At 74.6% G+C, this 24,699-nt stretch carries 23 protein-coding genes; 14 read left to right on the top strand and 9 right to left on the bottom strand.

Going from position 1 to position 24,699, the window contains the following annotated elements; genetic code table 11:
- Positions 1 to 75 precede the first annotated feature (75 nt).
- The 4 genes from manA to Mco01_RS32965 all read left to right on the top strand — a co-directional run bounded on the left by manA (position 76) and on the right by Mco01_RS32965 (position 5,915).
- Positions 76 to 1,173, top strand: a complete 1,098-nt coding sequence (manA, locus tag Mco01_RS32980) for a mannose-6-phosphate isomerase, class I (protein WP_204060745.1) — start codon at positions 76 to 78, stop codon at positions 1,171 to 1,173.
- Positions 1,174 to 1,358: 185 nt separating this feature from the next.
- A complete protein-coding gene (locus tag Mco01_RS32975) occupies positions 1,359 to 2,411 on the top strand; it encodes a polysaccharide deacetylase family protein (protein ID WP_204060744.1) in 1,053 nt (350 codons plus the stop codon).
- A gap of 65 nt (positions 2,412 to 2,476) precedes the next feature.
- Positions 2,477 to 3,286 (top strand): CPBP family intramembrane glutamic endopeptidase, encoded by an 810-nt coding sequence (locus Mco01_RS32970; protein ID WP_204060743.1) that lies wholly within the window; start codon positions 2,477 to 2,479, stop codon positions 3,284 to 3,286.
- Positions 3,287 to 3,383: 97 nt separating this feature from the next.
- On the top strand, positions 3,384 to 5,915 hold the full coding sequence (locus Mco01_RS32965) for a DUF4118 domain-containing protein (RefSeq protein WP_204060742.1): 2,532 nt from the start codon (positions 3,384 to 3,386) through the stop codon (positions 5,913 to 5,915).
- A gap of 797 nt (positions 5,916 to 6,712) precedes the next feature.
- On the opposite strand, the gene Mco01_RS32960 is transcribed toward Mco01_RS32965, so the two are convergent.
- The 4 genes from Mco01_RS32960 to Mco01_RS32945 form a co-directional block, all read right to left on the bottom strand.
- Entirely contained in the window at positions 6,713 to 7,426 is a 714-nt protein-coding gene (locus Mco01_RS32960) for a maleylpyruvate isomerase family mycothiol-dependent enzyme (RefSeq protein WP_204060741.1), read from the bottom strand.
- A gap of 76 nt (positions 7,427 to 7,502) precedes the next feature.
- Positions 7,503 to 8,186 (bottom strand): hypothetical protein, encoded by a 684-nt coding sequence (locus tag Mco01_RS32955; protein WP_204060740.1) that lies wholly within the window; start codon positions 8,184 to 8,186, stop codon positions 7,503 to 7,505.
- 77 nt (positions 8,187 to 8,263) lie between these two features.
- Positions 8,264 to 10,093 carry a sensor histidine kinase gene (locus Mco01_RS32950; RefSeq protein ID WP_204060739.1) on the bottom strand — a complete coding sequence of 610 codons (1,830 nt, stop codon included), beginning with the start codon at positions 10,091 to 10,093 and terminating at the stop codon, positions 8,264 to 8,266.
- Entirely contained in the window at positions 10,083 to 10,793 is a 711-nt protein-coding gene (locus Mco01_RS32945; protein WP_204060738.1) for a response regulator transcription factor, read from the bottom strand. Before Mco01_RS32945 ends, Mco01_RS32950 begins: the two co-directional genes overlap by 11 nt.
- Before the next feature lie 168 nt (positions 10,794 to 10,961).
- On the opposite strand from Mco01_RS32945, the gene Mco01_RS32940 reads away from it, so the two are divergent.
- The 3 genes from Mco01_RS32940 to Mco01_RS32930 are packed head-to-tail and all read left to right on the top strand — an operon-like array spanning position 10,962 to position 13,992.
- Entirely contained in the window at positions 10,962 to 12,077 is a 1,116-nt protein-coding gene (locus Mco01_RS32940) for a peptidoglycan-binding domain-containing protein (protein WP_204060737.1), read from the top strand.
- Positions 12,074 to 12,769 (top strand): ABC transporter ATP-binding protein, encoded by a 696-nt coding sequence (locus Mco01_RS32935; protein WP_204060736.1) that lies wholly within the window; start codon positions 12,074 to 12,076, stop codon positions 12,767 to 12,769. Before Mco01_RS32940 ends, Mco01_RS32935 begins: the two co-directional genes overlap by 4 nt.
- Positions 12,766 to 13,992 (top strand): ABC transporter permease, encoded by a 1,227-nt coding sequence (locus Mco01_RS32930; RefSeq protein WP_239104090.1) that lies wholly within the window; start codon positions 12,766 to 12,768, stop codon positions 13,990 to 13,992. The genes Mco01_RS32935 and Mco01_RS32930 overlap by 4 nt, the downstream gene beginning before the upstream one ends.
- Before the next feature lie 3 nt (positions 13,993 to 13,995).
- Here the strand turns inward: Mco01_RS32930 and Mco01_RS32925 are convergent, their stop codons facing one another.
- Together Mco01_RS32925 and Mco01_RS32920 are read right to left on the bottom strand one after the other, a co-directional pair.
- Entirely contained in the window at positions 13,996 to 14,778 is a 783-nt protein-coding gene (locus Mco01_RS32925; protein ID WP_204060735.1) for an ABC transporter permease, read from the bottom strand.
- Positions 14,775 to 15,686, bottom strand: a complete 912-nt coding sequence (locus tag Mco01_RS32920; protein ID WP_204060734.1) for an ABC transporter ATP-binding protein — start codon at positions 15,684 to 15,686, stop codon at positions 14,775 to 14,777. Before Mco01_RS32920 ends, Mco01_RS32925 begins: the two co-directional genes overlap by 4 nt.
- Positions 15,687 to 15,841: 155 nt before the next feature.
- Between Mco01_RS32920 and Mco01_RS32915 the strand changes: the two genes are divergently transcribed.
- From Mco01_RS32915 to Mco01_RS32905, 3 genes are read left to right on the top strand one after another with little or no spacing between them, the layout of a single operon-like run.
- Positions 15,842 to 17,038, top strand: a complete 1,197-nt coding sequence (locus Mco01_RS32915; RefSeq protein ID WP_204060733.1) for a sensor histidine kinase — start codon at positions 15,842 to 15,844, stop codon at positions 17,036 to 17,038.
- Positions 17,039 to 17,040: 2 nt separating this feature from the next.
- Positions 17,041 to 17,721 (top strand): response regulator, encoded by a 681-nt coding sequence (locus tag Mco01_RS32910; protein ID WP_204060732.1) that lies wholly within the window; start codon positions 17,041 to 17,043, stop codon positions 17,719 to 17,721.
- Positions 17,718 to 19,178 (top strand): dihydrolipoyl dehydrogenase family protein, encoded by a 1,461-nt coding sequence (locus Mco01_RS32905; RefSeq protein ID WP_275410646.1) that lies wholly within the window; start codon positions 17,718 to 17,720, stop codon positions 19,176 to 19,178. Before Mco01_RS32910 ends, Mco01_RS32905 begins: the two co-directional genes overlap by 4 nt.
- 186 nt (positions 19,179 to 19,364) lie before the next feature.
- Here Mco01_RS32905 and Mco01_RS32900 read toward each other — a convergent pair whose 3' ends face one another.
- Positions 19,365 to 19,997, bottom strand: a complete 633-nt coding sequence (locus Mco01_RS32900) for a nucleoside/nucleotide kinase family protein (RefSeq protein ID WP_036324662.1) — start codon at positions 19,995 to 19,997, stop codon at positions 19,365 to 19,367.
- A 203-nt stretch (positions 19,998 to 20,200) separates the two neighbouring features.
- On the opposite strand from Mco01_RS32900, the gene Mco01_RS32895 reads away from it, so the two are divergent.
- The 3 genes from Mco01_RS32895 to Mco01_RS32885 all read left to right on the top strand — a co-directional run bounded on the left by Mco01_RS32895 (position 20,201) and on the right by Mco01_RS32885 (position 23,103).
- Complete coding sequence (locus tag Mco01_RS32895) at positions 20,201 to 21,589, top strand: cytochrome ubiquinol oxidase subunit I (protein WP_204060731.1); 1,389 nt, start codon at positions 20,201 to 20,203, stop codon at positions 21,587 to 21,589.
- A gap of 24 nt (positions 21,590 to 21,613) precedes the next feature.
- Entirely contained in the window at positions 21,614 to 22,579 is a 966-nt protein-coding gene (gene cydB / locus Mco01_RS32890; protein ID WP_204060730.1) for a cytochrome d ubiquinol oxidase subunit II, read from the top strand.
- A gap of 173 nt (positions 22,580 to 22,752) precedes the next feature.
- The gene (locus Mco01_RS32885; RefSeq protein WP_204060729.1) at positions 22,753 to 23,103 is read left to right on the top strand and encodes a hypothetical protein; all 351 of its coding nucleotides are present in this window, start codon (positions 22,753 to 22,755) and stop codon (positions 23,101 to 23,103) included.
- Positions 23,104 to 23,298: 195 nt separating this feature from the next.
- Here the strand turns inward: Mco01_RS32885 and Mco01_RS32880 are convergent, their stop codons facing one another.
- Together Mco01_RS32880 and Mco01_RS32875 are read right to left on the bottom strand one after the other, a co-directional pair.
- Entirely contained in the window at positions 23,299 to 23,706 is a 408-nt protein-coding gene (locus Mco01_RS32880) for a pyridoxamine 5'-phosphate oxidase family protein (RefSeq protein ID WP_204060728.1), read from the bottom strand.
- A 51-nt stretch (positions 23,707 to 23,757) separates the two neighbouring features.
- Positions 23,758 to 24,399 (bottom strand): response regulator transcription factor, encoded by a 642-nt coding sequence (locus tag Mco01_RS32875; RefSeq protein ID WP_036324658.1) that lies wholly within the window; start codon positions 24,397 to 24,399, stop codon positions 23,758 to 23,760.
- Between the two features lie 86 nt (positions 24,400 to 24,485).
- On the opposite strand from Mco01_RS32875, the gene Mco01_RS32870 reads away from it, so the two are divergent.
- Positions 24,486 to 24,699: phosphoketolase family protein (locus Mco01_RS32870; protein WP_204060727.1), on the top strand; the 214-nt coding region annotated here is incomplete at its 3' end.

Genomic DNA, 24,699 nt, shown 5'->3' with positions numbered 1-24,699 from the left:
CGGCTGTTAGTCTCTGACACCGGCGCGCTCCCCCTCCCCCGCCGCGCGCCGGTGGTCACCTAACGCGAGGACGACGTGGATCTGCTCACCAACCCGATCAAGGACTACGCCTGGGGCTCCCGTACGGCCATCGCCGCCCTGATGGGCAGGCCCGCCGGGGGACCGGAGGCCGAGATGTGGCTGGGCGCGCACCCCGCGAGCCCGTCGCTGCTGTCCGGGAACGGCTCCCCGGTGTCGCTTGCGGACGCCGTCGCCGCCGACCCCGAGGGGACGCTCGGGCGGCCGGTCGTCGAGCGGTTCGGGGAGCGCCTGCCGTACCTGCTGAAGGTCATCGCGGTCGACCAGCCGCTGTCGCTGCAGGTCCACCCCGACTCGGAGCAGGCGGCCGACGGGTTCGCCCGGGGCGACGCCAACTACGCCGACCCCTGGCACAAGCCCGAGATGATCTGCGCGATCACGCCGTTCCGGGGGCTCGCCGGCTTCCGGCCCGCCGACCAGGCGGCCATGCTCGTCGGCCGCCTCCAGGTCGAGGCGCTCACGCCGGTCGCCGACGCGCTGCGGGACGGCGACGTCCTGGCCGCGCTGCGGCTGCTGCTGGAGTGGCCGGGCTCCCGGCGCGAGCTGGTCGAGGCCGTCGTGTGGGCCGCGTCCAGCGTCCACCAGCCCGACTACGCCCTGGTCGCCAAGCTGGCCCGGCGGTATCCCGAGGACCCGGCCGTCCTCGCGCCGCTGCTCATGCGCCGCCACGAGCTCGCCCCCGGCGACGCGCTCTACCTGGGCGCCGGCGTCCTGCACTGCTACCTCGACGGGTTCGGGGTGGAGATCATGGCGTGCTCCGACAACGTGATGCGGGCCGGGCTGACCGGCAAGCACATCGATGTGGACGAGCTGCTGCGCGTCACCCGGCCGGAGGCGCAGCCGCTCGCCGTCGAGCCGGCCGGCGGCGTGTACGCGCCGCCGTGCCCCGACTTCCTGCTCCGCAGGGTCACTCCCGGCGCCTCCCATGTGCTGGAGGGCGCGCTGCCGCGGATCGTGCTGTGCACCGAGGGCGCCGTCCGGGTCGGCGCCGAGGTCAAGCTCCAGGCGGGCGAGTCCGTTTTCGTCCCCGCGTCCGACGGCCCGGTCGAGCTGTCCGGCGACGGCGTCGCCTTCTGCGCCGAGCCCCAGATCTGAGGCCGGGCGCCAGATCTGGGGCCGAGCCCCAGATCTGAGGCGGGCCGCCGCGAAGCGACACGCCCGAAGCGGGTAATTCCTGCGGAGATTCACGCAGCGTGGTGTTTGTCCTACGCTCGGTGAGAATCGCGAGGTCGGTGGGTAGGAGTCGCTCATCGAGTACCGCGGCCCGTTGAGGGGGATCCATGGGACGCTTCGGGGCTGCCGGCCTGGCAGTGGTGTCGTTGAGCGCCGTCACGCTGTCCGCGTGCGGGTCGAGCGCCAAGCCGGTCAAGCAGGCGGACGCTCCGGCGGACAAGCAGCACAGGGTGGCGGCCGAGGCCTCGCTCCGCAAGAGCGAGATGGAGGCGGCGGCCCGGGTGAAGGCCAACGAGCTGGGTCAGATCCCGGTGATCATGTACCACCGGGTCGTGAAGAACCCGCCGCCCGGCGACGACCGCTCGCCGCAGCAGTTCCGCGAGGAGCTCGAACGGCTGGCCGCCGAGGACTACGTGCCGATCACGGCCGCCGAGTACGTGACCGGGAAGATCGACATCCCGGCCGGCAAGCACCCGGTGGTGCTGACGTTCGACGACTCCTCGCCGTCCCAGGTGTCGCTCGACGGCATGGGCAAGCCGCTGCCGGACACGGCGGTCGGCATCCTCATGGACGTGGCGGCCAAGCATCCTGGCTTCCGTCCGGTGGCGACGTTCTACGTGATCAAGGACATGTTCGGCAAGGCCCGCCAGGAGGAACAGGTCCAGGTCCTGGAGTGGCTGAAGGACAACGGGTTCGACATCGGCAACCACACCCGCGACCACCTCAACCTGCTGAGCAAGTCCAAGGAGGAGGTCGAGGACCAGATCGTCGGCGGGCAGAACCTCATCACCTCGCTCATCAAGACGCCTCCGGTGACGCTCGCCCTGCCGTACGGCAACCAGCCGAGCAAGAAGGAGTGGGCGCTGCACGGCTCGTACAAGGGCGTGTCGTACAACTACCGGGGCGTCTTCCTGGCCGGGTACACCCCGGCGCCCTCGCCGTACACCAAGGACTTCGACCCGGTGGGCATCCCGCGCATCCGGTCGAAGGAGAAGGTCGGCGACTGCGTGAAGTTCTGCTCCATGGCGTGGCTCGACTGGCTCAAGGCCAACCCCAACGACCGCTACACCTCGGACGGCTACGCGAACACCGTGGCGTTCCCGAAGTTCAAGGCGCCGTTCGTGGCCGCCTCGTTCAAGGCCCGGGCGCTGCCGTACTGACGACGCCGCGGCGATGACGCCGCCGGGGGTCGGGACCGGGTCCGGGCGGGCGCTACCCTGCGGGCATGGACGACGACAGCGCCGCACGACCGGCGGATGGCTCGGTGGGGACGTCGGGCCCCCCGGGCCTGACGCCGCGGCTGATCGGGCCGGAGATCGTGGCGGTCTTCGCCGTCTCGCTGGGGGCGAGCGGGCTGCTGTCGCTCATCCAGCTCATCGGCGCGCTCACCGCGCCCAAGGCGCTGGACAGCCAGCACGCCGTGCTCAACGGCTCGTACGCGCCCGGCCGCCCCTGGCTGGACCTGTCGCTCCACCTCGCGCAGCTCGCGGTGAACGTGGCGCCCGTCGGGCTCGTGGCCTACCTGCTGGCCCGCTCGGGGGAGTCGCTGCGCACCATCGGCGTCGACCGCCGCGAGCCGGGGCGCGACCTGCTGCGCGGGACCGTGCTGGCCGCCGCGATCGGCGGGTCGGGCCTGGCCTTCTACCTCGCGGTGTACGCGTCCGGCGTCAACCTCAACGTCGTCCCGGACGACCTGCCCGAGGTGTGGTGGCGGGTGCCGGTCCTGGTGCTCGGGGCCGCTCAGAACGGCGTGCTGGAGGAGGTGCTGGTCAGCGGCTACCTGCTGCACCGGCTCGGCCAGCTCGGCTGGGCGCCCTGGCGGTCTGTGGTGGTGTCGGCGGTCCTGCGCGGCTCCTACCACCTCTACCAGGGCTTCGGCGGCTTCGCCGGGAACGTCGTGATGGGCCTGGTCTTCGGCCGCCTCTACCAGCGCTGGGGCCGGGCCATGCCGCTGATCGTCGCCCACACCCTCATCGACGTCGTCGCCTTCGTCGGGTACGGCCTGCTGCACGGCCGGGTCTCCTGGCTGCCCTGAGCGTCCGGGCCCCCGAGACGGCGGCCGCCGCGCGCCGTACCTTGGGTTCCATGAGGAGCTGGACGGCGCCCGCTCCTGACGGCGGGGGCGCACGCCGATGACGCGCGGGCGGCTCCGGGTCTACCTCGGCGCGGCGCCCGGGGTGGGCAAGACGTACGCGATGCTCTGCGAGGCCCGCCGGGGCCGGGCCCGCGGGCGGGACGTGGTCGTGGGGCTGGTGGAGACCCACGACCGTCCCCGTACGGAGGAGCTCCTTGAGGGGCTGGAGGTGCTGCCCCGGCGGACGATCGCGTACCGGGACGGGACGTTCACCGAGCTCGACGTGGACGCCGTGATCGCCCGCCGGCCGAAAATCGTCCTGATCGACGAGCTTGCCCACACGAACGTGCCGGGGTCGCGCAACGCCAAGCGCTGGGAGGACGTCGAGGAGATCCTGGAGGCCGGGATCGACGTGATCTCGACGGTGAACGTCCAGCACCTGGAGTCGGTCAACGACGTGGTGCGGGAGATCACCGGGGTGCCCCAGCGGGAGACCGTGCCGGACGAAGTCGTCCGGCGCGCCGACCAGGTCGAGCTGGTGGACATGTCACCCGAGGCGCTGCGGCGCCGGATGGCGCACGGCAACATCTACGTGCCCGGGAAGGTGGACGCGGCGCTGGCCAACTACTTCCGGGAGGGCAACCTCACCGCGCTGCGCGAGCTGGCGCTGATGTGGGTCGCCGGCAAGGTCGACGAGCAGCTCGACCGCTACCGCGCCGAGCACGGCATCCTGAGCACCTGGGAGACCCGCGAGCGGGTGGTCGTCGCCCTCTCCGGCGGCCCGGAGGGGGACACCGTCATCCGGCGCGCCGCCCGGATCGCGGCCAGGACCACGGGCGCCGACCTGCTCGCCGTCCACGTGACCCGGTCGGACGGGCTGGCCGGGACCGACCCCGTCCACCTCGCCCGGCAGCGCACGCTCGCGGAGGACCTGGGCGGCTCCTACCACCAGGTCGTCGGCGACGACGTGCCGAAGGCGCTGCTCGACTTCGCCCGGAGCGTCAACGCCACCCAGCTCGTGCTCGGCGCCTCCCGCCGCGGACGGGTGGCCCGGCTGCTCACGCGCGGCGTCGGGGTCACGGTCGCCGCGCTGTCCGGCTCGATCGACGTCCACATGATCCCGCACGACGAGGCCCGGGCCGGGAGGCGGCCGCCGCCGTCCCGGGCCGCGCTCACCCGGGGCAGGAGGTTCGCGGGGTGGGCCCTGGCCCTGCTGGGCGTCCCGGCCCTCACCGGGGTCCTGCTGCCGCTGCGGGGGGCGCTCACGCTGCCGAGCCAGATCCTGCTGTTCCTGGCGGCGGTCGTGACGGTCGCCCTCGTGGGCGGGATGTGGCCCGCGCTGACCGCGGCGGTCGGCGGCTTCCTGCTGCTCAACTGGTTCTTCACCCCGCCGCTGCACACCTGGTCGATCGCGAGCCCGCAGAACCTGCTGGCCCTGGTCGTCTTCGTGGTCGTGGGCGGCGCCGTCAGCGCGATCGTGGACCTGGCCGCCCGCCGCACCCGCGAGGCGGCCCGGGCGGGCGCGGACGCGGAGATCCTGTCCACCCTGGCCGGGCACGTGCTGCGGGGGGAGGCCGCCGTGCCGTCCCTGCTGGCGCGGTTGCGGGAGATCTTCGGCATGACGTCGGTCACGCTGCTGGAACGGCGGACCGAGGCCGTCCCCGGCGTGGGCGACGCGGGCGACCCGCAGGCGTGGCGCATCCTCGGCGCCGCCGGCGGCCCGCCCTGCACGTGCCCGGCGGCGGCCGACACCGGGATGCCGATCGCGGGCGGTCTCGTGCTCGCGCTGCGCGGGCGCCTGCTCGACGCGTCGGACCGGAGGGTGCTGGAGGCCTTCGGCGCCGAGCTGGCCGTCGCCCTGCGGCAGCGGCGGCTGGAGGAGCAGGCCGAGAAGGTGCGGCCGCTCGCGGAGGCCGACAGGATGCGCACGGCGCTGCTCGCGGCCGTCAGCCACGACCTGCGCACCCCGCTCGCCTCGGCCAAGGCGGCCGTGGAGAGCCTGCGCAGCACCGACGTGCGGTGGTCGCGCGCGGACCGCGACGAGCTGCTGGCGACGGCCGACGAGTCGCTGGTGAAGCTGACCCGGCTGGTGGCCAACCTGCTCGACATGAGCCGGCTCCAGGCCGGCGTGCTCGGGGTCGCGCTCGAGCACGTCGCGCTGGAGGAGGTCGCGCACCGGGCCGTGGCCGACCTCGGGGAGGCGGGCGCCCGTGTCGTCCTCGACATGCCGCCTGACCTGCCCGACGTCGAGGCCGACCCGGTCCTGCTGGAGCGGATCCTGGTCAACGTCACGTCCAACGCCGTCCGGTACAGCCCGCCCGCGGCTCCCGTGCTCGTCGGGGCGAGCCGGTACGGCGACCGCGTGGAGGTCCGGATCGTCGACCGCGGGCCCGGCATCCCGCCGGAGGCGCACGACCGGGTGTTCCTGCCCTTCCAGCGGTACGGCGACCGGGACGCCCACACCGGGGTCGGGCTCGGGCTGGCCCTGTCGCGCGGGCTGGCCGAGGCGATGGGCGGGACGCTCGTCCCCGAGGAGACGCCCGGGGGAGGGCTGACCATGATCCTCTCCCTTCCGGCCGCGCCGGCGTGAACCCCCGGGGGTTCGTGGGGCATTTCGCCGCCGGTCGGGCGCAACACGGGCCGAACGGCCCTCTCTGGCGCGCCTGATTGCGATTGGGGCCGATCCCGGTGCATGGTTGACGTGCCGCCGCCAATCGCCTGCACGACTGGATGAGCGACACGTCTGGATCCCCCCGGCAAACCGGCCTCCCAGGGCCGTACCGACTTGGGGATTGTTCGCGATGACGCGTTTATCGATACGTGTGCCCTTCCAGGCACGAACCGCTCCGGGCGGGAGGGGAAGGCCCACCGGCCCTCGCGCCCGGACCCGTCCTCCCGCCGCGCCCGGCCTGTGCCGGTTCGCGCGCCGTACCAGGCGGGGACCCGTCGCCGGCCGCGAGGGGCTCCGGGCCGTCCCGTCCGGCGGGCCCGGGCGCCAGGCCGAGGCGACGCCGCGAAAGCCGCTCGCGCGGACGCCCGGCCGCGGCACCGCCCGCGCGGGTGCGAGCCCGGCCGGACGAGAGCCGCTCGCGCGCACGCCAGGCCGCCACACCGCCTCACGCGCGGGTGCGAGCCCGGCAGGATGTCCGTCCGGCGTGCCTCGGGGGCTCCTTCCGGCGACGCCGCGCCCGTCGCCGGCCGGGGCGGGTCAGGTGGCCGCCCGCGTCTTATTACGCGGCGGGCGGAGGCCGCGGTGCGACCCGCTGAGGGGCGCCGCCCGGCGCAGAGCCTTCCCCGGCCGGGGCGCGGTGGTCGCCACCGAGCCCCGGCCGGGCCGTTTCCGCGGGCTGTGATGCCGTCCCAGGCGACCGGCCGGGAGCGGCGGGGTCAGGCGAGGCAGCGCAGGGCGGCCCGCAGTCGCGGGTCGATCGGATGCGCGGCAGGCAGGCGGCCCACCGTCGCCTCCACGAACTCCTCGCAGGACAGGTCGGCGCCCATCCCGTCCACGGTCACCAGGACGCGGTCGCCCGTGCGCTCGATCCCGGCCTTCGCGCCGCGTTCGTCCAGGGCGAACATCCCCACGCGGACCCGCCAGTCGAGCCGGCCCGGCGCCTCCTCGCCGGGCACGGGCGCCCCCACGTCGTCGGCGTGCGTGGCGTACTCGGAGTCGTAGTGGAAGGCCTGCAACCCCGTGGGGTACGGGCCGACGGACGTGTCGAGGGAGGCGTCCCACCCGAGCGCCCGCATGCGCCTGCGGGTCTCCCCGTTCTTGGCCCGCCACTCGTCCAGCACCTGCCGCACCGGCAGCAGCCGGCGCTTGCGGACGCACCACTCGTTGAAGCCCTCGAACCCGCCGCGCACGCCCTCGTGGTCGAGCAGCTCGTAGAAGCCGTCGATGTCCCCGTCCAGGCAGGCGTGGTTGTAGAGCTCCTCGCCGGCCAGGTGGGCGAGCACGTCGCGCACCGTCCACCCCTCGCAGCGGGAGGGGCGGTTCCAGCCGTCCTCGTCGAGGGAGGCGAAGAAGCGGTCGAGCCGCTCCGCCTCGGTGTCGAAGATGCCGAACGGGTCGAGCCCGGCCAGCGGATCCGGTCCAGAGGTCATGCCAGGAGCGGTACCCGGACAGCCGCCGCCGTCACCTCCGCCGGACCCGGGCCGGGCCTCCCACAGGCCGTACGGCTCACGCGGGGCCCGGGCGCAACGCCCCGCCGCCGCCGAACGCCTTGATCCGGCACTGGTCCTGAATCCCCTCGATGTCCACGCCCTCCGCGGGGATGCTGTCGTACGTCCAGGAGATCGCGTTGGGGTCCGAGCCGGCGGCGGGGACGAGGTGGACCTTGAACCCGTGGCCCTTCAGGCACTTCACCTCCGCCCTGACGGCGTCGGCGTAGTGCGGGTTCCGCTCGGGGTCCATCTCGGGCGGCAGGAGGGGCTCCTTGTCCTCGCAGGACTTCCGGGCCTTGTCCTCGGCCTTCTGCGCCGCGGAGCCCGTCGTCCCCGCGTCCCATGCGCCGTGCTCGCGCAGGCACTCGGCGTACGCCTTCCTCAGCGCGGTGATCTCCTCCTCGGAGCTGTCCAGGCGCAGCTGCGGGCGCCGCGAGTCGACCGTCTCCTGCTTCGGCGGCCGGGCCGCGGCCGTTCCCGCGGCCGTCGCGCCGGAGGCCGTGGCGGTGACGAGGGAGGCGACATGGTCGTTCTGCGCGGCAGGGTCGTTCTGCGCGGCAGGGTCGTTCTGCGCGCCGGAGGCGGCCTGCGAGGTCCCCCCGCAGGCCGTCAGCGCGGCGGCGGCGAGCGCGGCCGCGCCCAGTGCCCTCCCGAGCCGGATGCGCGTTCCCGTCGGCGTGACGATGCTGTGTCCGTTCATGGGGACGAGGATGGGGGACCCGTGTCAGGGAATCGTCAGGCCCGGATGAGGGCGCGGTAGTCGTGCGGCCTGCCGCTTCAGGAACGGACGGGCAGGCGGATCGTGAAGACCGAGCCCTCGCCCGGGACGCTCGCGGCGGAGACCGAGCCGCCGTGCGCCTCGACGAGCTTGCGGACGATGGGCAGCCCGAGCCCGCTGCCGCCGGTGCGCCGGCTGCGGGACTTCTCCACCCGCCAGAACCGCTCGAAGACGAGCGGCAGGTCCTCGGGCGATATGCCGACGCCGGTGTCCGCGACCTCGATCACCAGGTCGGCCCCCTCCTCACGCGCCCGCAGGGCCACCCGGCCTCCGGGGGGCGTGTGCCGGACGGCGTTGGACACGAGGTTGCCCACCGCCTGGCGCAGCCGCACGGGGTCGGCGGCCACCGACGGTTCTCCCTCGACCTCGACGGACAGATGGACGCCCGCGCCGTCCGCGCCTCTCCGGTGTGCCGTGGCCACCTGGTCGAGCAGCTCCCGGACGTCCGTCGGCCGCCGGTGCAGGGTCAGCTCCCCGGCGTCGGCGACGGCGAGGTCCTGCAGGTCGTCGACGACGTGCTGGAGGAGCGCGGCCTCCTCCAGCAGCGAGGACATCAGCGCCCGGTCCGGCGCGACCAGGCCGTCCTCGGTCGCCTCCAGCCAGCCGCGGATGTTGCTGAGCGGGGTCCGCAGCTCGTGTGCGACGTCGCTGACCATGCCCTTGCGCAGCTCCTCCAGCTGCTCGCGCCGCCGGGCCATGGCGTTGAAGGCGTCCGCCAGCCGGCCGATCTCGTCCCCGCCGGCGACCTCCACGCGGGCGGACACGTCCCCGTCAGTCATCCGCCGGGCCGCGTGGGTCAGCGCCCGCAGCGGCCGGACGAGCCGTACGCCGGCCAGGACGGTCACGCCCACGGTGACGGCCAGCACGAGCGCGACGACGCCCGCGATCCTGGCCTGGCCGGTGGGGGACAGGTCGACGATCGTGGAGGCGCCGGCGCCCCGGCTGCTGACGAACAGCAGAACCGAGGGGGCGACGTACGGCGCGAGCTGCTCGTGCCGGCCGGTGGCGATGCAGCTGGGCACGCTCGCGGCGGGTGGCTGCGCCGAAGGGCCGGAGGCCCGGCCGCCGGCCGGCGCGGGACCAGGCACCGGTGTCCACGTGAAGTCGAGGCCGATCGTCACCGGGGGAGCGCCGCGGCGCTCGAGACACGCGTTCACGAGGCCGGTGAGGTGGCGCAGCGCCTTTCGCTCCGTGGGCGTCAGGCCGTCCAGGACCGGGCTCGCGCAGCGGGCGGCCAGCGTCGGGTTGAGGGTGGGCGACTCGACGTACGGGCGCCCGCTCGGCCCCTCGACGACCTGGGCGGTGGCGGAGAAGCTCTGCCGCAGGCAGAGCGCCTGCTGCTCGGCGGCCACGCGCAGCCGGGTGCGCTCGGCCCGGGGCAGCCGGAAGGGCCCGGTCACGCGGGGGTCGATCCGGTCGGAGGGCGATCCGCCGGCGAGGGCGGTGTCGACGGCCAGCGGCTCGACGACCGCCGTCGGCGTGGACGGCAGCGACACCGGCCCGGAGTCGGAGTCGAGGACGACCCGGCGGTCCTCGGTCGTGAGCGTGACGCGGTGCCCGATCTGGCGGGCCAGCCGGACCACCGTGTCGCGCGCGCCGTCCCACGTCGTGTGCGTCGCGGCCCAGCCGAGCAGGGCCCGGTAGGCGCGGGCGTCCTCCGCGAGCGCCTGGCCCTCCTCCTGCCTGATGGCCACGGTCGTGCTGCGGACCACCAGCCAGGCGGTGGCCGCGATCGAGCACACGGACACGAGCACGGAGACGGCCAGCAGCCGCACCAGCAGGCCGCGGCGCGCGAGCGGTCCCCGGCGGGCGGGCGGGTCAGGCGTCATCGGGGGAGCCCGGAGCCGCGTCGGTCAGCTTGTAGCCCACCCCGTGGACGGTCACGAGGCGCACCGGCCGCCGCGGCTCGGGCTCGATCTTCCTGCGCAGGTTCATGACGTGCACGTCGACGGCCCGTGAGGTGATGTACCGGTCGAAGCCGTGCAGGTGGAGCAGGATCTGCTCGCGGGTGAAGACCCTGCCGGGTTCCCCGGCCATCAGCTCCAGGATCTGGAACTCCCCCGGCGTGAACTCGATCCGCCTGCCGTCCACGACCACCTCGTGCCGGGCCGGGTCCACGGTCACGGCGCCGGCCGTCAGCACGGGGGCGGGCGCGGAGGCGGCCGCCCGGGTGCGCCGCAGCAGGGCGCGGACCCGGGCCATCAGCTCCCTCGGGCTGTACGGCTTGGTCATGTAGTCGTCCGCGCCGAGGTCGAGGCCGAGCAGCAGGTCGTCCTCCGTCGTGCGCGCGGTGAGCATCAGCACCGGCAGGTCCGACTCGGCGCGGACGATCCGGCACACGTCGAGCCCGTCCACCTTCGGCATCATCACGTCGAGCACCATCAGGTCCGGGGCCCGGCGGCGCACCTCCTCCAGGGCCGACCGCCCGTCGTGGACGGTGACGACCCGGTGGCCCTCGTGCTCCAGATAGCGGCGGACCAGGTCGGCCTGCTTGACGTCGTCCTCCGCCACCAGGACATATGCGCACATGCCGCCGAGCTTAGGTCGGCCAGGCGACTGCCTTCCCCGGGCGGCCGCGTGCTCATCGGAGCGCTATGGGTTGCTGACGGCTTCCTGACATTCCACGGCCATGCTCGTCGCCGTGCCGGGCCCCTGCCCGGGGGCCGAGGGGGACGAGAACGTGTGGACGGAGGTCCGATGGTGACCGAGGGGGACGGCGACGCCCGGCGGCGCCGCGGGCGGCTCGTGGTCGCGGGGGCCGCGCTGGCCGCGGTGGCCGGCGCGGGGGCGGTCGCGGTCGCGACCCGCGGCGGCCCGCCGCCCGCGCCGCGCGTCACCGGGATCCCGGTGGCCACGACCACCGTGGTGAAGACCGACCTGTCGGACACCGTCACCCTCCCCGGAACCCTCGGTTTCGGAGCGGCCCGGCCCCTGCGGGGCGCCGGGACCGGGCTCGTCACCCGGCTGCCGAAGCCGGGGGCGACGACGGTCAGGGGCAGGCCGCTGTACTGGGCGGACGACCGCCCGGTGGCGGTCTTCTACGGCGACACGCCGCTGTTTCGGAGGCTGGGCGCGCTCGGGGCGCGGGGACGTGACGTGGCTGTTGTGGCGGACAACCTGCGGGCCCTCGGTTACGCGCCCGGCTCGGCTCCGGTCCGCTCCTGGTCGCCGGCGCCCCAGGGGACGCCGGCGCCACCCGGGGAGGTGTTCACCGCGTCGCTGCGCGCGGCACTGAAACGGTGGCAGCAGGACAACGGCCTCAAACCGACGGGCGTGCTGGACGTCGGGCAGGCCGTGGTGTTCCCCGGCCCGATGCGGGTCGACGCGGTGAAGGCACAGCTCGGCGACCCGGTCGCGGGAGAGATCCTCTCGGTCACCCGGACGGCCCAGGTGGTGACCGTGCCGGTGGAGACCGCCTCGGCCGGGACGATCCGGCGCGGCGCGAAGGTGCGGATCGTCCTCCCGGACGGCCGCACGGCCGGCGGGACGGTCACGGCGGTCGCGCGGACCGCCCAGGACGCCGCCGACTCCTCGGGCCAGTCCCAGACCCGGCTCGACGTCACCGTGACCCCGGCGAAGAGGATCAAGGGGCTCGACGCCGCGCCGGTCGAGGTGCGCTTCACCTCCGCCCTGCGGCGGGGAGTGCTGGCGGTGCCGATCGGCGCGCTGCTCGCCCTGCGCGAGGGCGGCTACGCCCTCCAGACGCCCGGCGGCACGCTGGTCGCCGCCAGAACGGGGATGTTCGCCCGGGGGATGGTCGAGGTCGGCGGCCCCGGCATCGCCGCCGGGCTGAAGGTGGTGACCAGCTCATGAGCGGGCCGGTTCCGTTCCTGCGCGTCCGGCGGGCGGGCAAGGTCCATCCGGGCGGGGTGGTCGCCCTCGACGACGTCTCGCTGGACGTCCACGAGGGGGAGCTCCTCGCGATCGTCGGGCCGTCCGGGTCGGGGAAGTCGACGCTGCTCACCATCATGGGCACGCTCGACCTGCCGACCAGCGGCGGCGTGGAGATCGGCGGCCAGGACGCGGGGAGCCTCGGCGACCGGCGGCTGTCCGCGCTGCGCGGCCGCCACCTGGGCTTCGTCTTCCAGCAGTTCCACCTCACGGACGGGCTGAGCGCGGCCGAGAACGTCGCGACCGGGCTGCTCTACGCCGGCGTGCCGCACCGCCGGCGCAGGCCGCTGGCCCTGGAGGCGCTCGACCGCGTGGGGCTGTCCCACCGGGCCGGGCACCTGCCGCACCAGCTGTCGGGCGGCGAGCGCCAGCGGGTCGCGATCGCGCGGGCGCTGGTCAACGGGCCGTCGCTGGTCCTGGCCGACGAGCCCACCGGGTCGCTCGACACGGCCAACGGCAGGGCCGTGCTCGACCTGCTCGTCCGCCTGAACGGGGAGGGCACGACGATCGCGATCGTGACGCACGACCGCGACCTCGCGGCCCGCGCGCCCCGCCGCGTGGAGATCCTCGACGGGCGGGTCGTCGCCGACGTCCGCGCCGGGAGCGCGGCGTGAGCGCGGGCGCCCGCGGCGCCCTGACCGGGAGCCGGCCGGTACGGCTATCGCCGCCGGATGTGCTGCGGCTCGGCCTGCTGGGCATCCGCATCCGGAAGGTGCGGGCCGCGCTGTCCGCCCTCGGCATCGCGATCGGGGTCGCGACCGTCATCGTGGTGATCGGCATCCCGGCGAGCGGACAGAAGGCGCTGATGGAGCGCCTGTCCGCGCTCGGCACCGGCATGCTGCGCGCCGAGCCCATGCCCAACCAGGATCCACCCGTCCTGCTGCCGGAGGACGCCGACCGGATGGCCGCCCGCATCGGGCCGGTCACGACGGCGGCCGCGGTCGCCAACACGCACGCCGTCGTGGCCCGCTCGGACCGGGCGGACGAGGGGGACGCGGCCGGGATCAGCGTCCTCGCCGCCCGGGAGAACCTGCCGGCCGCGATCCACGGGAGGATCCGCTCGGGACGGTTCCTGAGCGCGCCGGTCGACCGGTTCCCGGTGGCCGTCCTGGGATATCAGGCGGCCATACGGCTGGGCATCGACGACCTGGGCGCGGGCCGCCGGCCGCCGCAGATCTCCGTCGGCGGCCACTGGTTCACGGTCACCGGGATCCTCGACGCCGTGCCGCTGGCCCCCGAGATCGACCGATCCGTCCTGGTCGGCTGGGAGGCCGCCCGCCGCCTGCTCCGCTTCGACGGCCACCCCACGGTGGTGTACGTCCAGGCGAGGGAGGACGCCGTGGAGGACGTCCGGGCCGTGCTCCCCGCCACCGTGGCGCCTCAGACGCCCGGCCTCGTGCTCGTCGGGAGGCCGTCCGACGCCCTGGCGGCCAAGCGGGTGACCGAGACCGCGTTCTCGGCGCTGTTCCTCGGCCTCGCCGGCGTCGCCCTGCTGGTCGGCGGCATCGGGGTGGCCGACACCATGGTGGTCTCCGTGCTGGAGCGGCGCCGGGAGATCGGCCTGCGGAGGGCGCTCGGGGCGACCCGGGGGCACGTCCGGGCCCAGTTCCTGGCGGAGTCGGTCGCGCTGTCGGGCCTCGGGGGGGTCGCGGGCGTCGCGCTGGGCGTGCCGGCGGCGGTCGGCTACGCGCTCGCCCAGGGCTGGCCGCCCGTCGTCCCCGAGGCCGCCGTGGCCGGGGGCGTGGCGGGCGCCGTCGCGGTCGGCGTGGTGGCGGGCCTGTACCCGTCGGTCCGCGCCTCCCGCATGCCCCCCGCCGGCGCCCTGGCCGCGGTCTGACGTTCAGGCGTCCCTGCGGGAGAGCGCGGCCGCCGCCAGTCCGTACGGCACGAGCACGTAGGCGGCGGTCACGGCGAGCGCGGCGAGGGGGGACAGGAGCGAGCCGCCGACCGAGTACGGGTTGCCGGTGCCGGCCATCTGGCCGGCGAGCGCCCCCGGCAGCACCGAGCCGAGTCGTTCGTCCCAGGGGGCGGGGACGTTGTTCACGACGATGGGGATCACGTACCAGATCGCCACTAGAACGGCCACGGCGGCGGCCGTCGAGCGCGCGATCGCCCCGGCGAACAGCCCGAGCAGCGCGAACGTCGTGATCGACAGGCCCATCGCGCCGAGCTGCGGGAGCTCCTGGAGGAACGGCTCGGTCGGCTGTCCCCGCATGGTCCGGCCGCCGATGATCGCCCGGCCCAGCAGGGACGTGGCGGCGACGGCCGCCAGGCCGCAGGCCAGCGCCAGGGCCCCCACGACCGCCGCCTTCGCCGCGAGCACCGACCGCCGGGAGGGCATCGCCGTGAACGTCAGGCGGATCATGCCGGTGCCGTACTCGCCCGTGAACGAGATCACGCCCAGCACCGCGAAGCACAGGGACGCGATCCACTCCAGCAGCCCGGGGAGCGGGGCGAGGCCCATCGTCGACCTGCGCGCGGGCGGCAGCCCGTCCCACAGATTCGCGGCGTACCAGGCCAGCAGGGCCATCAGTCCGACGGACGCGGCGACGACCGCCAGCACCAGGCGGGTGGACCGGGCCGACCACAGCTTGCGCCATTCGGCGGCGAGGACGTCGGTCACCGCTCGGCCCTCCCTGCGGCGTGCTCCGTCGCGCCGTCCGTCAGGCGCAGGTAGATGTCCTCCAGCGAGGCCGTCCTCGGGGTCACCTCGTGGACCGGGATCGCGTGCCGGGCGGCCAGCTCGCCGATCTCGGCCGCGCCGAGGCCGCTCACCGTCAGTCCGCCCTCCGCGCCGGTCGCCACCGCCGCCCCGGCCTCGGCGAGCAGGCGGGCCAGCTCGCCCGTGCGCGGGGAGCGGACCAGCACCCCGCGGGGGAAGCGGGCGGCCAGCTCGCCGAGGGAGGTGTCCGCGATCAGCCGTCCACGGCCGATGACCACCAGGTGGTCGGCCGTGAGCTCCATCTCGCTCATCAGGTGGCTGGACAGCAGCACCGTCCGGCCCTCGGCCGCCAGCCCGCGCAGCAGCCCGCGGATCCACCGGACCCCGTCGGGGTCGAGCCCGTTGACCGGCTCGTCCAGCATCAGCACGCCCGGGTCGCCGAGAAGGGCCGCCGCGATGCCGAGCCGCTGCTTCATCCCCAGGGAGAACCGGCCGATCCGGGTGCGGGCGGCGCCCGCGAGCCCGGCCAGCTCCAGCACCGCCGCCACCCGCTCGCGCCCGATCCGGTTGCTCCGGGCGATCCACCCGAGATGGCCCAGCGGGGTGCGGCCGCCCTGGACGGCCGTGGCGTCCAGCAGCGCGCCCACCTCGCGGAGCGGATGCCGCATCTCGCCGTACCGGCGGCCCCCGATCAGCGCCGTCCCCGCCGTCGGCCGGTCGAGCCCGAGGATCACCCGCATGGTCGTGGACTTCCCCGCGCCGTTGGGGCCGAGGAAGCCCGTCACCCGTCCTGGTTTCACGTGGAACGTCAGGCGGTCCACGGCGACCGTGCCGCCGTACCCCTTGGTCAGATCCGTCACGTCGATCACGGTCCGACCGTCCCGCGCCGCGCCCCTCCCGCGCATCGGACCGGCGTCCGAGATCGCCGCTCGTCTCCCGGTCGTACGGCGGCCGGGCCTCCGCCCGGAGGATGACCGACCACGGGCGGAGGCGCCCGGCGGGGCCGGCGGGCTACCGTTGCCGGGTGGACGATCCGGGCGTTCGGCCGCTGTTCCCCCGGGCGCTGCGCCGCTGGGAGCTCGTCGGGCTCGACGCGCTGGCCGGGACGGGATACGGCCTCGTGCTGCTCGTGGGCGCGCTCGCGCGGCCGTCGCCCGTGCAGCCGTGGGTCCGGTGCCTGGTCGTCGCCGCCGTCGCGCTGCCCGTCGCGGTCCGGAGGCTGTGGCCGCTGCCCGTGTTCGCGGTCGTCCTCACGGCGTCCGCGGCCGGGCTCGCGCTCGGCGTCGTGCGGGAGCCGTTCGCGGCGGCGGCGTACGCCCTGTACACGGTGGCCCTGACGGCCCCCCGCCGCAGGCGCGAGCCGACGCTCGCGATCGGCCTGCTCAGCGCGCTGACCGCGCTGCTCGCCACCGTCGGCGGCGGCTCCCCGCAGACCCCCGGCCGCGACGTCGCCGGATGGGTCCTGACCGGGTGCGTCGCCGCCGGCGGGGCCTGGACGATCGGCCGCGCCGTGCGGGAACGGCGGGCCTACGCCGCGCGCTCGGCCGGGCAGGCCGCCGAACGCGCGGTGACGGAGGAGCGGCTGCGGCTCGCCCGCGAGCTCCACGACGTCGTGTCCCACACGCTCAGCGTGATCGGGGTGAAGGCCGCGATCGCCGCCCATGTGGCGGGCGAGCGGCCGGACGAGGTGCGCGACGCCCTGCGCGTCATCGAGACCACCAGCCGGGAGGCGCTGGCCGAGATGCGCCGGATGCTCGGCGTCCTGCGGTCGGGGGAGGGGCGCGCCGACCTCGGGCCCGTCCCCGGGCTGGCCGCCCTGCCCGACGTCGCCGGCCGCGCCGCGCTGGCGGGGGTGCGGGTGGACCTCGACGTACGGGTGGAGGGACGGCTGCCCGACGGCGTGGAGCTGTCGGTCTACCGGATCGTGCAGGAGGCGGTCACGAACGTGGTGCGGCACGCGGCCCCGGCCCGATGCCGCGTGGTCGTCGAGCGCGCGGCGGACGAGGTGCGGATCGAGGTGACCGACGACGGGCCCGGCGCGCGGGTGCTGCCCGCGGAGGACGGCCTCGGCGGGCACGGTCTCGCCGGGATGCGGGAGCGCGCCGCGCTGTACGGCGGGGCCCTCGCGGCGGGGCCGCTCCCCGGCGGCGGCTTCCGCGTGCACGCCCGCCTGCCGCTCGACCCCGTCCCCTACGGCGCGGGGCTCGGAGAGGAGGGGTGAGCGTGCCCGAACCGATACGGGTCCTGGTGGCCGACGACCAGGCCCTGCTGCGCGGCAGCTTCCGGCTGCTGATCGACACCGCCCCCGGCCTCGTGGCGGTCGGCGAGGCGGCGACCGGGGCCGAGGCGGTCGACGCGGCCCGGCGCGAGCGTCCCGACGTGGTGCTGATGGACGTCCGCATGCCGGAGATGGACGGGATCGAGGCCACCCGGCTGATCTGCCGCTCCCCGGAGACGGCCGGCGTCCGGGTGCTGATCCTCACGACGTTCGACCTGGACGAGTACGTGTACGGCGGGCTGCGGGCCGGGGCCAGCGGGTTCCTGCTGAAGAGCACCCCGCCGGCCGGCCTGCTCGCGGGCATCCGCGTCGTCGCCGAGGGCGAGGGGCTGCTCGCCCCGAGCGTGACCCGCCGCCTGATCGAGGAGTTCGCGCGGGGCGGCGAGATCCGGCCGGCGCCCGTCCGTGGGCTCGACGGCGTGACCGAGCGGGAGCGCGAGGTGCTGGTGCTCGTGGCCCGCGGGCTGTCCAACGCCGAGATCGCCGCGCGACTCCATCTCAGCACGGCGACCGTGAAGACCCACGTCGGCCACCTGCTGGCCAAGCTAGCCGCCCGGGACCGGGCCCAGCTCGTCATCGCCGCCTACGAGTCAGGGCTCGTGTCGGCCCCCTCCCACCCCTCGTGACAGGCTGGACGGCGGACGACGTGCCGTACGAGGTGGGGGTGCCCATGCCTGACGAGTTCGATGTGATCGTGATCGGCGCCGGCCCGGCCGGTGAGGTCGCCGCCGGCCGGGCGGCGGCCGCCGGGCTGAGCGTGGCGGTGGTGGAGAAGGAGCTGGCGGGCGGCGAGTGCTCCTACTGGGCCTGCATCCCGAGCAAGGCCCTGCTCCGACCGGTCGACCTGGCGGGGGAGGCCGGGCGGGTGCCGGGGGTCGAGATGGCCCCGATCGACGCCAAGGCCGTGCTCGCGTGGCGGGACTCCATGGTGTCCGGGTACGACGACAGCGGTCAGGTGCGGTGGATCGAGTCGGCCGGCGTGACGCTCGTACGCGGCCGGGGCCGCCTGGCGGGCGCCCGGCGGGTGGAGGTCGAGACGCAGGGCGGGGACACGCGGGCGCTGACCGCCCGGCAGGCCGTCGTGCTGGCGACCGGGAGCACGGCCGTGATCCCGCCGGTGCCGGGGCTGGCCGACGCCCGGCCGTGGACCAACCGGGAGGCCACGGGTGCCCGCGCCGTCCCCGGGCGGCTGGTCGTGGTCGGCGGCGGCGTCGTGGCCTCCGAGATGGCCCAGGCCATGCGCGGCCTCGGCGCCCGGGAGGTCACGATGGTGGTGCGCGGCGGCGGGCTGCTGGAGCGGCTGGAGCCCTTCGCGGGCGAGATGGTGGCCGCCTCGCTGACCGGCCAGGGGGTCGAGCTCCGCACGAACGAGAACGTCGAGAAGGTGGAGCGTCCCGATCCGGAGGGCGAGGTGACCGTGCGCCTGGCGAGCGGGCGGACGCTGGTCGCCGACGAGATCCTCGTGGCCACCGGCCGCCGTCCGGCCACCGGCGACCTGGGCCTCGCCACCGTGGGGCTCGAGGAGCGGGGTCCTGTCCGGGTCGACGGGTCGATGCGGGCCACAGGCGTGGGGGACGGCTGGCTCTACGCCATCGGCGACGTCAACGGCCTCAGCCCGCTCACGCACATGGGCAAGTACCAGGGCCGCGTCTGCGCCGACGTGATCGTGGCGCGGTCGCGGAACGCCGCCGACGACCGGCCGTCCATGCGCGACCGGGCCGACGGGATGGGCGCGCCGCAGGTGATCTTCACGGACCCGCAGGTGTGCGCGGTCGGCAGGACCGAGGCCCAGGCCCGGGCGGACGGACTCGACGTGCGCGTGGTCGAGTACGACATGGGCCAGGTCGCGGGCGGCGCGCTGCTCGGCGAGGGATACCGGGGACGGGCCAAGGCGGTGGTCGACGAGCGCCGCCGCGTGCTGCTCGGGGTGACGTTCGTGGCGCCGGGCGCCGCCGAGCTGCTGCACGCCGCGACCATCGCGGTCACGGCGCAGGTCCCGCTCGACGACCTGTGGCACGCCGTTCCGTCGTTCCCCACGGTCAGCGAGGTCTGGCTGCGGCTGCTGGAGGAGTACGGGCTCTGACGTCCGCGAGCCCCGCGTCGACGACCGGCGCGGCGTCGTCCCGGCGCCGGGGTGTCGCGCCGCCCGGCGACCACGAAGGGACGCCGGTCCCGCCCGCCCGGCGACCGCGTCGGGGACGCGAGGTGTGACGCCCGCCCGGCGGCCAGGACGGGGTGCCCGGTCGTCCCCGTTCCGCGTGCTCGGGCGTCACTCCCGATCGGTGACCAGGGCGGGGTGCCGGGGGTCCTCGACGCGGACCACCACGTCGGCCGTGCTCACCGGCTCGACCTCCCGCTCGTAGCGCTCGTAGGCGGGCAGCGTCCACCGTTCGGCGTCGGCGGTGCGCCGCGCGAGCGCTGCGGGCGACATCGACAGGTGCACGGTCAGGTCGAACGGCAGGCCCCGGCCGAGCAGCAGCGCGCCGTCCACCAGCACGACCCCGCCGGGCGGCAGCGTCACGTAGCCGGCGCGGGTCGCCCGGTCGCGCTCGCTGTCCCACAGCGAGGGCAGCACCCTGCCCGTACGGCCGGGCCCGAGCGGGCCGAGCACCTCCCGGACGAGCCCGCGCACATCCAGCCACTCGTCGTAGAACACGTCGGGATCGGTCCTGCCGAACTCGAAGCGGAGCGAGGCCGGGCGCAGGAACCCGGCCGCCGGCACCCGCAGCGCCTCCCTCCCACGTAGGCGCAGCGGGCCGACCAGGTCGTCCGCGAGCCGTCCCGGCCCGGCCGGAGGGGCGCCGTCGACCGCCACCCGCACCCATCCGCCGCCGGGGACGGCGGCGACGCGGTCGGCGAGCTCCTCGACCAGCAGCGTTGGGGAGACGGGTCGGGCGCGCACCCCTCCATCATCCCCGCCGCCGCGCCCCGCCCGTCCGCCTCCCCGCCTCCCCAGCGAGCCGCCGCGCGGTCTTCGCGGTGTCGTCGCGGTGTCTTCGCGGGGCAGGGACCAAGGTCCTCCGAGCCGAGGCCGCGCGGCCCTACGGGCAGGGCGGGCTCCTCCGTCACGCTGCGGATGTCCCCGCTGACGACTGTGGAGCCCCGATGGACGTCCTCGACCTGTCCCGATGGCAGTTCGGCATCACGACCGTGTACCACTTCCTGTTCGTGCCGCTGACGATCGGCCTGTCCGCCCTCGTGGCCGGATTCCAGACGGCGTGGTACCGGACGGACAATCCTGCCTACCTCCGGATGACGAGGTTCTGGGGCAGACTCTTCCTGATCAACTTCGCCATGGGCGTGGTGACGGGCATCGTCCAGGAGTTCCAGTTCGGCATGAACTGGAGCGCCTACTCGCGCTTCGTGGGGGACGTGTTCGGCGCGCCGCTCGCCATGGAGGGCCTGATGGCCTTCTTCCTGGAGTCGACCTTCCTCGGCCTGTGGATATTCGGGTGGGACAAGCTGCCCCGCGGGCTCCATCTCGCCACGATCTGGCTGGCCGCCTTCGGCACCACCATCTCCGCGTACTTCATCCTCGCGGCCAACTCCTGGATGCAGCACCCGGTCGGATACCGGCTCAACCCCGCCACCGGCCGGGCCGAGCTGACCGACATCTGGGCCGTCCTCACCAACGTCACCACGCTGGCGACCTTCCCCCATGTGATCTTCGGGGCGTTCGTCACGGCCGGGGCGTTCGTCATCGGTGTGAGCGCCTGGCAGCTCGCCCGCAAGCGCGAGGTGGACCTCTTCCGCGCTTCCGCGCGGGCTGCGATGGTCGTGACGCTGGTCGCGGCCGTCGGGGTGTCCCTGTCGGGGCACTGGCAGGCGCAGATCATGACGAGGCAGCAGCCGATGAAGATGGCGGCCGCCGAGGCGCTGTGGGAGGACGAGAGCTCCGCCGGCTTCTCGCTGTTCGCCGTCGGCGACGTCCGCAACGGCCGCAACCACGTCAACGTCCAGATCCCGTACGGCCTGAGCCTGCTGGCGACCAGCACGCCGGACGGCAGGGTCGAGGGCGTCAACGACATCCAGGCCCGCTACCAGGCGACGTACGGCCCCGGCGACTACCGGCCGATCGTCGGCCTCGCCTACTGGTCGTTCCGGCTCATGATCGGGTTCGGCGGGCTCGCCGGGCTGCTGGCCCTCGCCGGCCTGTGGTTCACCCGGAGGCGGAGGCTGCCCGCGAACCCCTGGTTCTACCGGATCGCCGTCATCGGGATCGGGCTGCCGTTCCTGGCCAACTCGCTGGGCTGGATCTTCACCGAGATGGGGCGCCAGCCGTGGACGGTCTTCGGAGTCATGCGCACCTCGGCGGCGGTGTCCCCCGGCTCGGACGTGGCCGAGGTCGCCGTCACCCTCGCCGGCTTCACCCTCGTCTACGCCGTGCTCGCGTTCATCGAGGTCAGGCTGCTGCTGAAGTTCATCCGCTCCGGGCCGGAACCCGCGGGACGGACGGACGAGCCCGTCGACACCCTGCCCGCTCTGTCCTACTAGGTCCGTACAGCTGAGGAACGTCCAATGGAGCTCACCACCGTCTGGTTCCTGCTCATCGCCGTCCTGTGGACGGGGTACTTCGTCCTGGAGGGCTTCGACTTCGGGGTCGGCGTCCTGCTGCCGGTCCTGGGCACCGACGAGGCGCGCCGCCGCACCCTCGTCCGGTCGATCGGGCCGGTGTGGGACGGCAACGAGGTGTGGCTGCTGGTCGCGGGCGGCGCCACGTTCGCGGCGTTCCCCGAGTGGTACGCCACCCTGTTCAGCGGCTTCTACCTGCCCCTGTTCCTCATCCTGATCGCCTTGATCGTCAGGGGCGTCGCGCTGGAGTACCGCTCGAAGAGCGACGTCACGAAGGGCTGGGACCGGGCCTTCTTCTGGGGCTCGCTCGGCCCGGCGTTCCTGTGGGGGGTCGCCTTCGCCGACATCGTCCGAGGCGTGCCGCTCGACGCGCGCCACGAGTACACCGGCTCGCTGCTGACCCTGCTCAACCCGTACGCCCTGCTCGGGGGCGTGGCGACGCTGACGCTGTTCACCCTGCACGGGGCCGTGTTCGTCGCGCTCAAGACGACGGGCGAACTGCGCGACCACGCGAGGGAACTGGCCCGCACGCTGGGTCTGGCCGCTCTCGCGGCCGGCGGGCTGTTCCTCGTGCTCACACAGCTGTCGACCGGGACGGCCGCCACGTGGGCCGGGGTGGCGGCGGCCGCCGCCGGCATCGCGGGCGCCGTGGTGGCGACCGTGCGCGGCCGGGACGGCTGGGCGTTCACCGCCAACGCCGTGGCCGTCGTGGCGGTCACCGCCACGCTGTTCGGGAGCCTGTGGCCCGACGTGATGCCCGCGCTCGACCCGGCCAACAGCCTGACCGTGCACAACGCCGCGTCCACGCCGTACACGCTGGGGGTCATGACGTGGGTGGCGGCCGTCTTCACGCCGGTCGTGCTCGCCTACCAGGGCTGGACGTACTGGGTGTTCCGCCGCCGCCTCTCCTGACCGGCCCGCGCCCTGTGGGTTTCGCCCGTTGATGGCCTGATTCGTCCCTTGGCGGGATTGCATGATTACCGTCCCTTGAGGTGTCCACGTCCAGAACGATGATCGACGGCTGGATAACGTGACGGGCAGGTCACACCTGGTGACTGCACTCGCACAGGAGGGATACACCAGCAATGATCAAACGACTGCTTCTCGCCGGTTCCGCCTGCGCCGCCTTCGCCGTGATGGCGCCGGCGGCGGCAAACGCGGAGGCCATCGCCCCGCTCAGCCCCGCTCAGCCGGCCGCCGCCGCGGTCACCGCCACCCCGCACGACTGGGGTCACGGTGGCTGGGGCGGCCACTGGGGCGGCGGCTGGGGCGGCGGCTGGGGCCACCACTGGGGCGGCTGGGGCCGTCCGTGGGGCGCGACCTACTGGGCGCCGCCGCTGCTGCCCGCCACCTACCTGGACGCGAGCCTCGTCGTCCTGGACAGTGGCTGCCCCGCCGCCACCGCCGCCACCTACGTGGCGACTCCTTGCGGCTGAGGTTGGAACAGACGGGTTCGATGAGGGACCCCAGGGGATCTCGACGATAGATCCTCAGGTTGAGCACGGGCGCACCCCCACGCTGTCAGCAGATTTTGATGACAGCGTGGGATCCCGGAAAGAGGGCCGCCACCCGCCGCGCGCCGGCGTCTGTCTCCCGGACCGGGAGACGGACGCCGGAGCCGGTCCTCTCGCTCACCGGTTGATCCGGCGGCCCGAGATCTGCTCGGGCGTCATCACGATGAAGTGGTCGTGGCTCCCGGGGGCCCACGGCGTCAGCGGGAGCGCCGCCAGCCGCTCGATCTCGGCGGGCTCCGACGCGGCCCTCGCGTGGCCCACCGCGGTCACCGACCACCCCGTGCGCGTCGCCGGGTCGAACTCGTCGGCCTCGAAGGCGACGACGGTGTTGCGGGCTGCGGCCGCAAGCTTGGAGCCGATCGCCGTGCGGATCACGATGGTGCCGTCGTCCAGGCAGAAGTTGACCGGCTGGACGGCGGGCAGGGCGCGATCGGTGAAGACGATCCGCCCGATCGGCGTGGACGCCAGCAGGTCCAGGCACTCCTCCGGGGCCAGGATCTCCAGGCCGGTCGCGTCGAGCTTCATGAGGTCAAGCCTGCTGCCGCGGGACAGCGGGGATTAGGGGCGAAGGTCCCGTCATCGGTGTCGATCGGCCTTGAGCCGGGCGGCGAGCGCGGCCGCCTGGGTGCGCCGCTGCATGCTGAGCTTGCTCAGCAGGTTGGACACGTAGTTCTTGACGGTCTTCTCGGCGAGGAAGAGCCGCTCGCCGATCTGCCGGTTGGTCAGCCCCTCGCCGATGAGCTCGAGGATCTGCCGCTCCTGGTCGGACAGGGCGGCCAGCGGGTCCTTCTTCTCGGCCTGGTCGCGCAGCCGCTGGAGCATGCTCGCGGTGGTCTGGGGATCGAGCAGCGACTGCCCGGCGGCCACCGTCCGGACCGCGCCGACCAGGTCGGAGCCGTGGATCTGCTTGAGCACGTAGCCGGACGCCCCCGCCATGACGGCGTCGAACAGGGCCTCGTCGTCGGCGAAGGACGTGAGCATCAGGCACGCCAGCTCGGGCATCCGCGACCGGACCTCCCGGCAGACGTCCACGCCGCTGCCGTCCGGCAGCCGCACGTCGAGCACGGCGACATCCGGCCGCAGCGCCGGGATGCGGGCGACGGCGGACTCCGCCGTGCCGGCCTCCCCGACCACCTCGATGTCGTCCTCGGCGTCGAGCAGTGCGGCGACGCCCCGCCGTACGACCTCGTGGTCGTCCACCAGGAACACGCGAATCATGTCTCGGACGCTAGCCGACCGTTCGGCGGCCCCGGTAGTGACGAAGGTCCCTTACATGGGCGGCGGCGGCCGGAGACGCTCATGGCATGGACGACCTCGATCGCGTCGACGCCTACTGGCGGGCCGCGAACTACCTGTCGGTCGGGCAGATCTACCTGCTCGACAACCCGCTGCTCGCCGAGCCGCTGCGGCCCGAGCACGTCAAGCCGCGCCTGCTGGGCCACTGGGGCACCACTCCGGGCCTGAACTTCTGCTTCGCGCACCTCAACCGGGTGATCCGCGAGCGCGGCCAGGACATGG

Origin of the sequence: Microbispora corallina, from assembly GCF_016863035.1 — a bacterium.
Classification (GTDB): domain Bacteria; phylum Actinomycetota; class Actinomycetes; order Streptosporangiales; family Streptosporangiaceae; genus Microbispora; species Microbispora corallina.
Note: the sequence above shows the minus strand (reverse complement) of the source record. Positions and strands in the feature narration are given on the sequence as shown.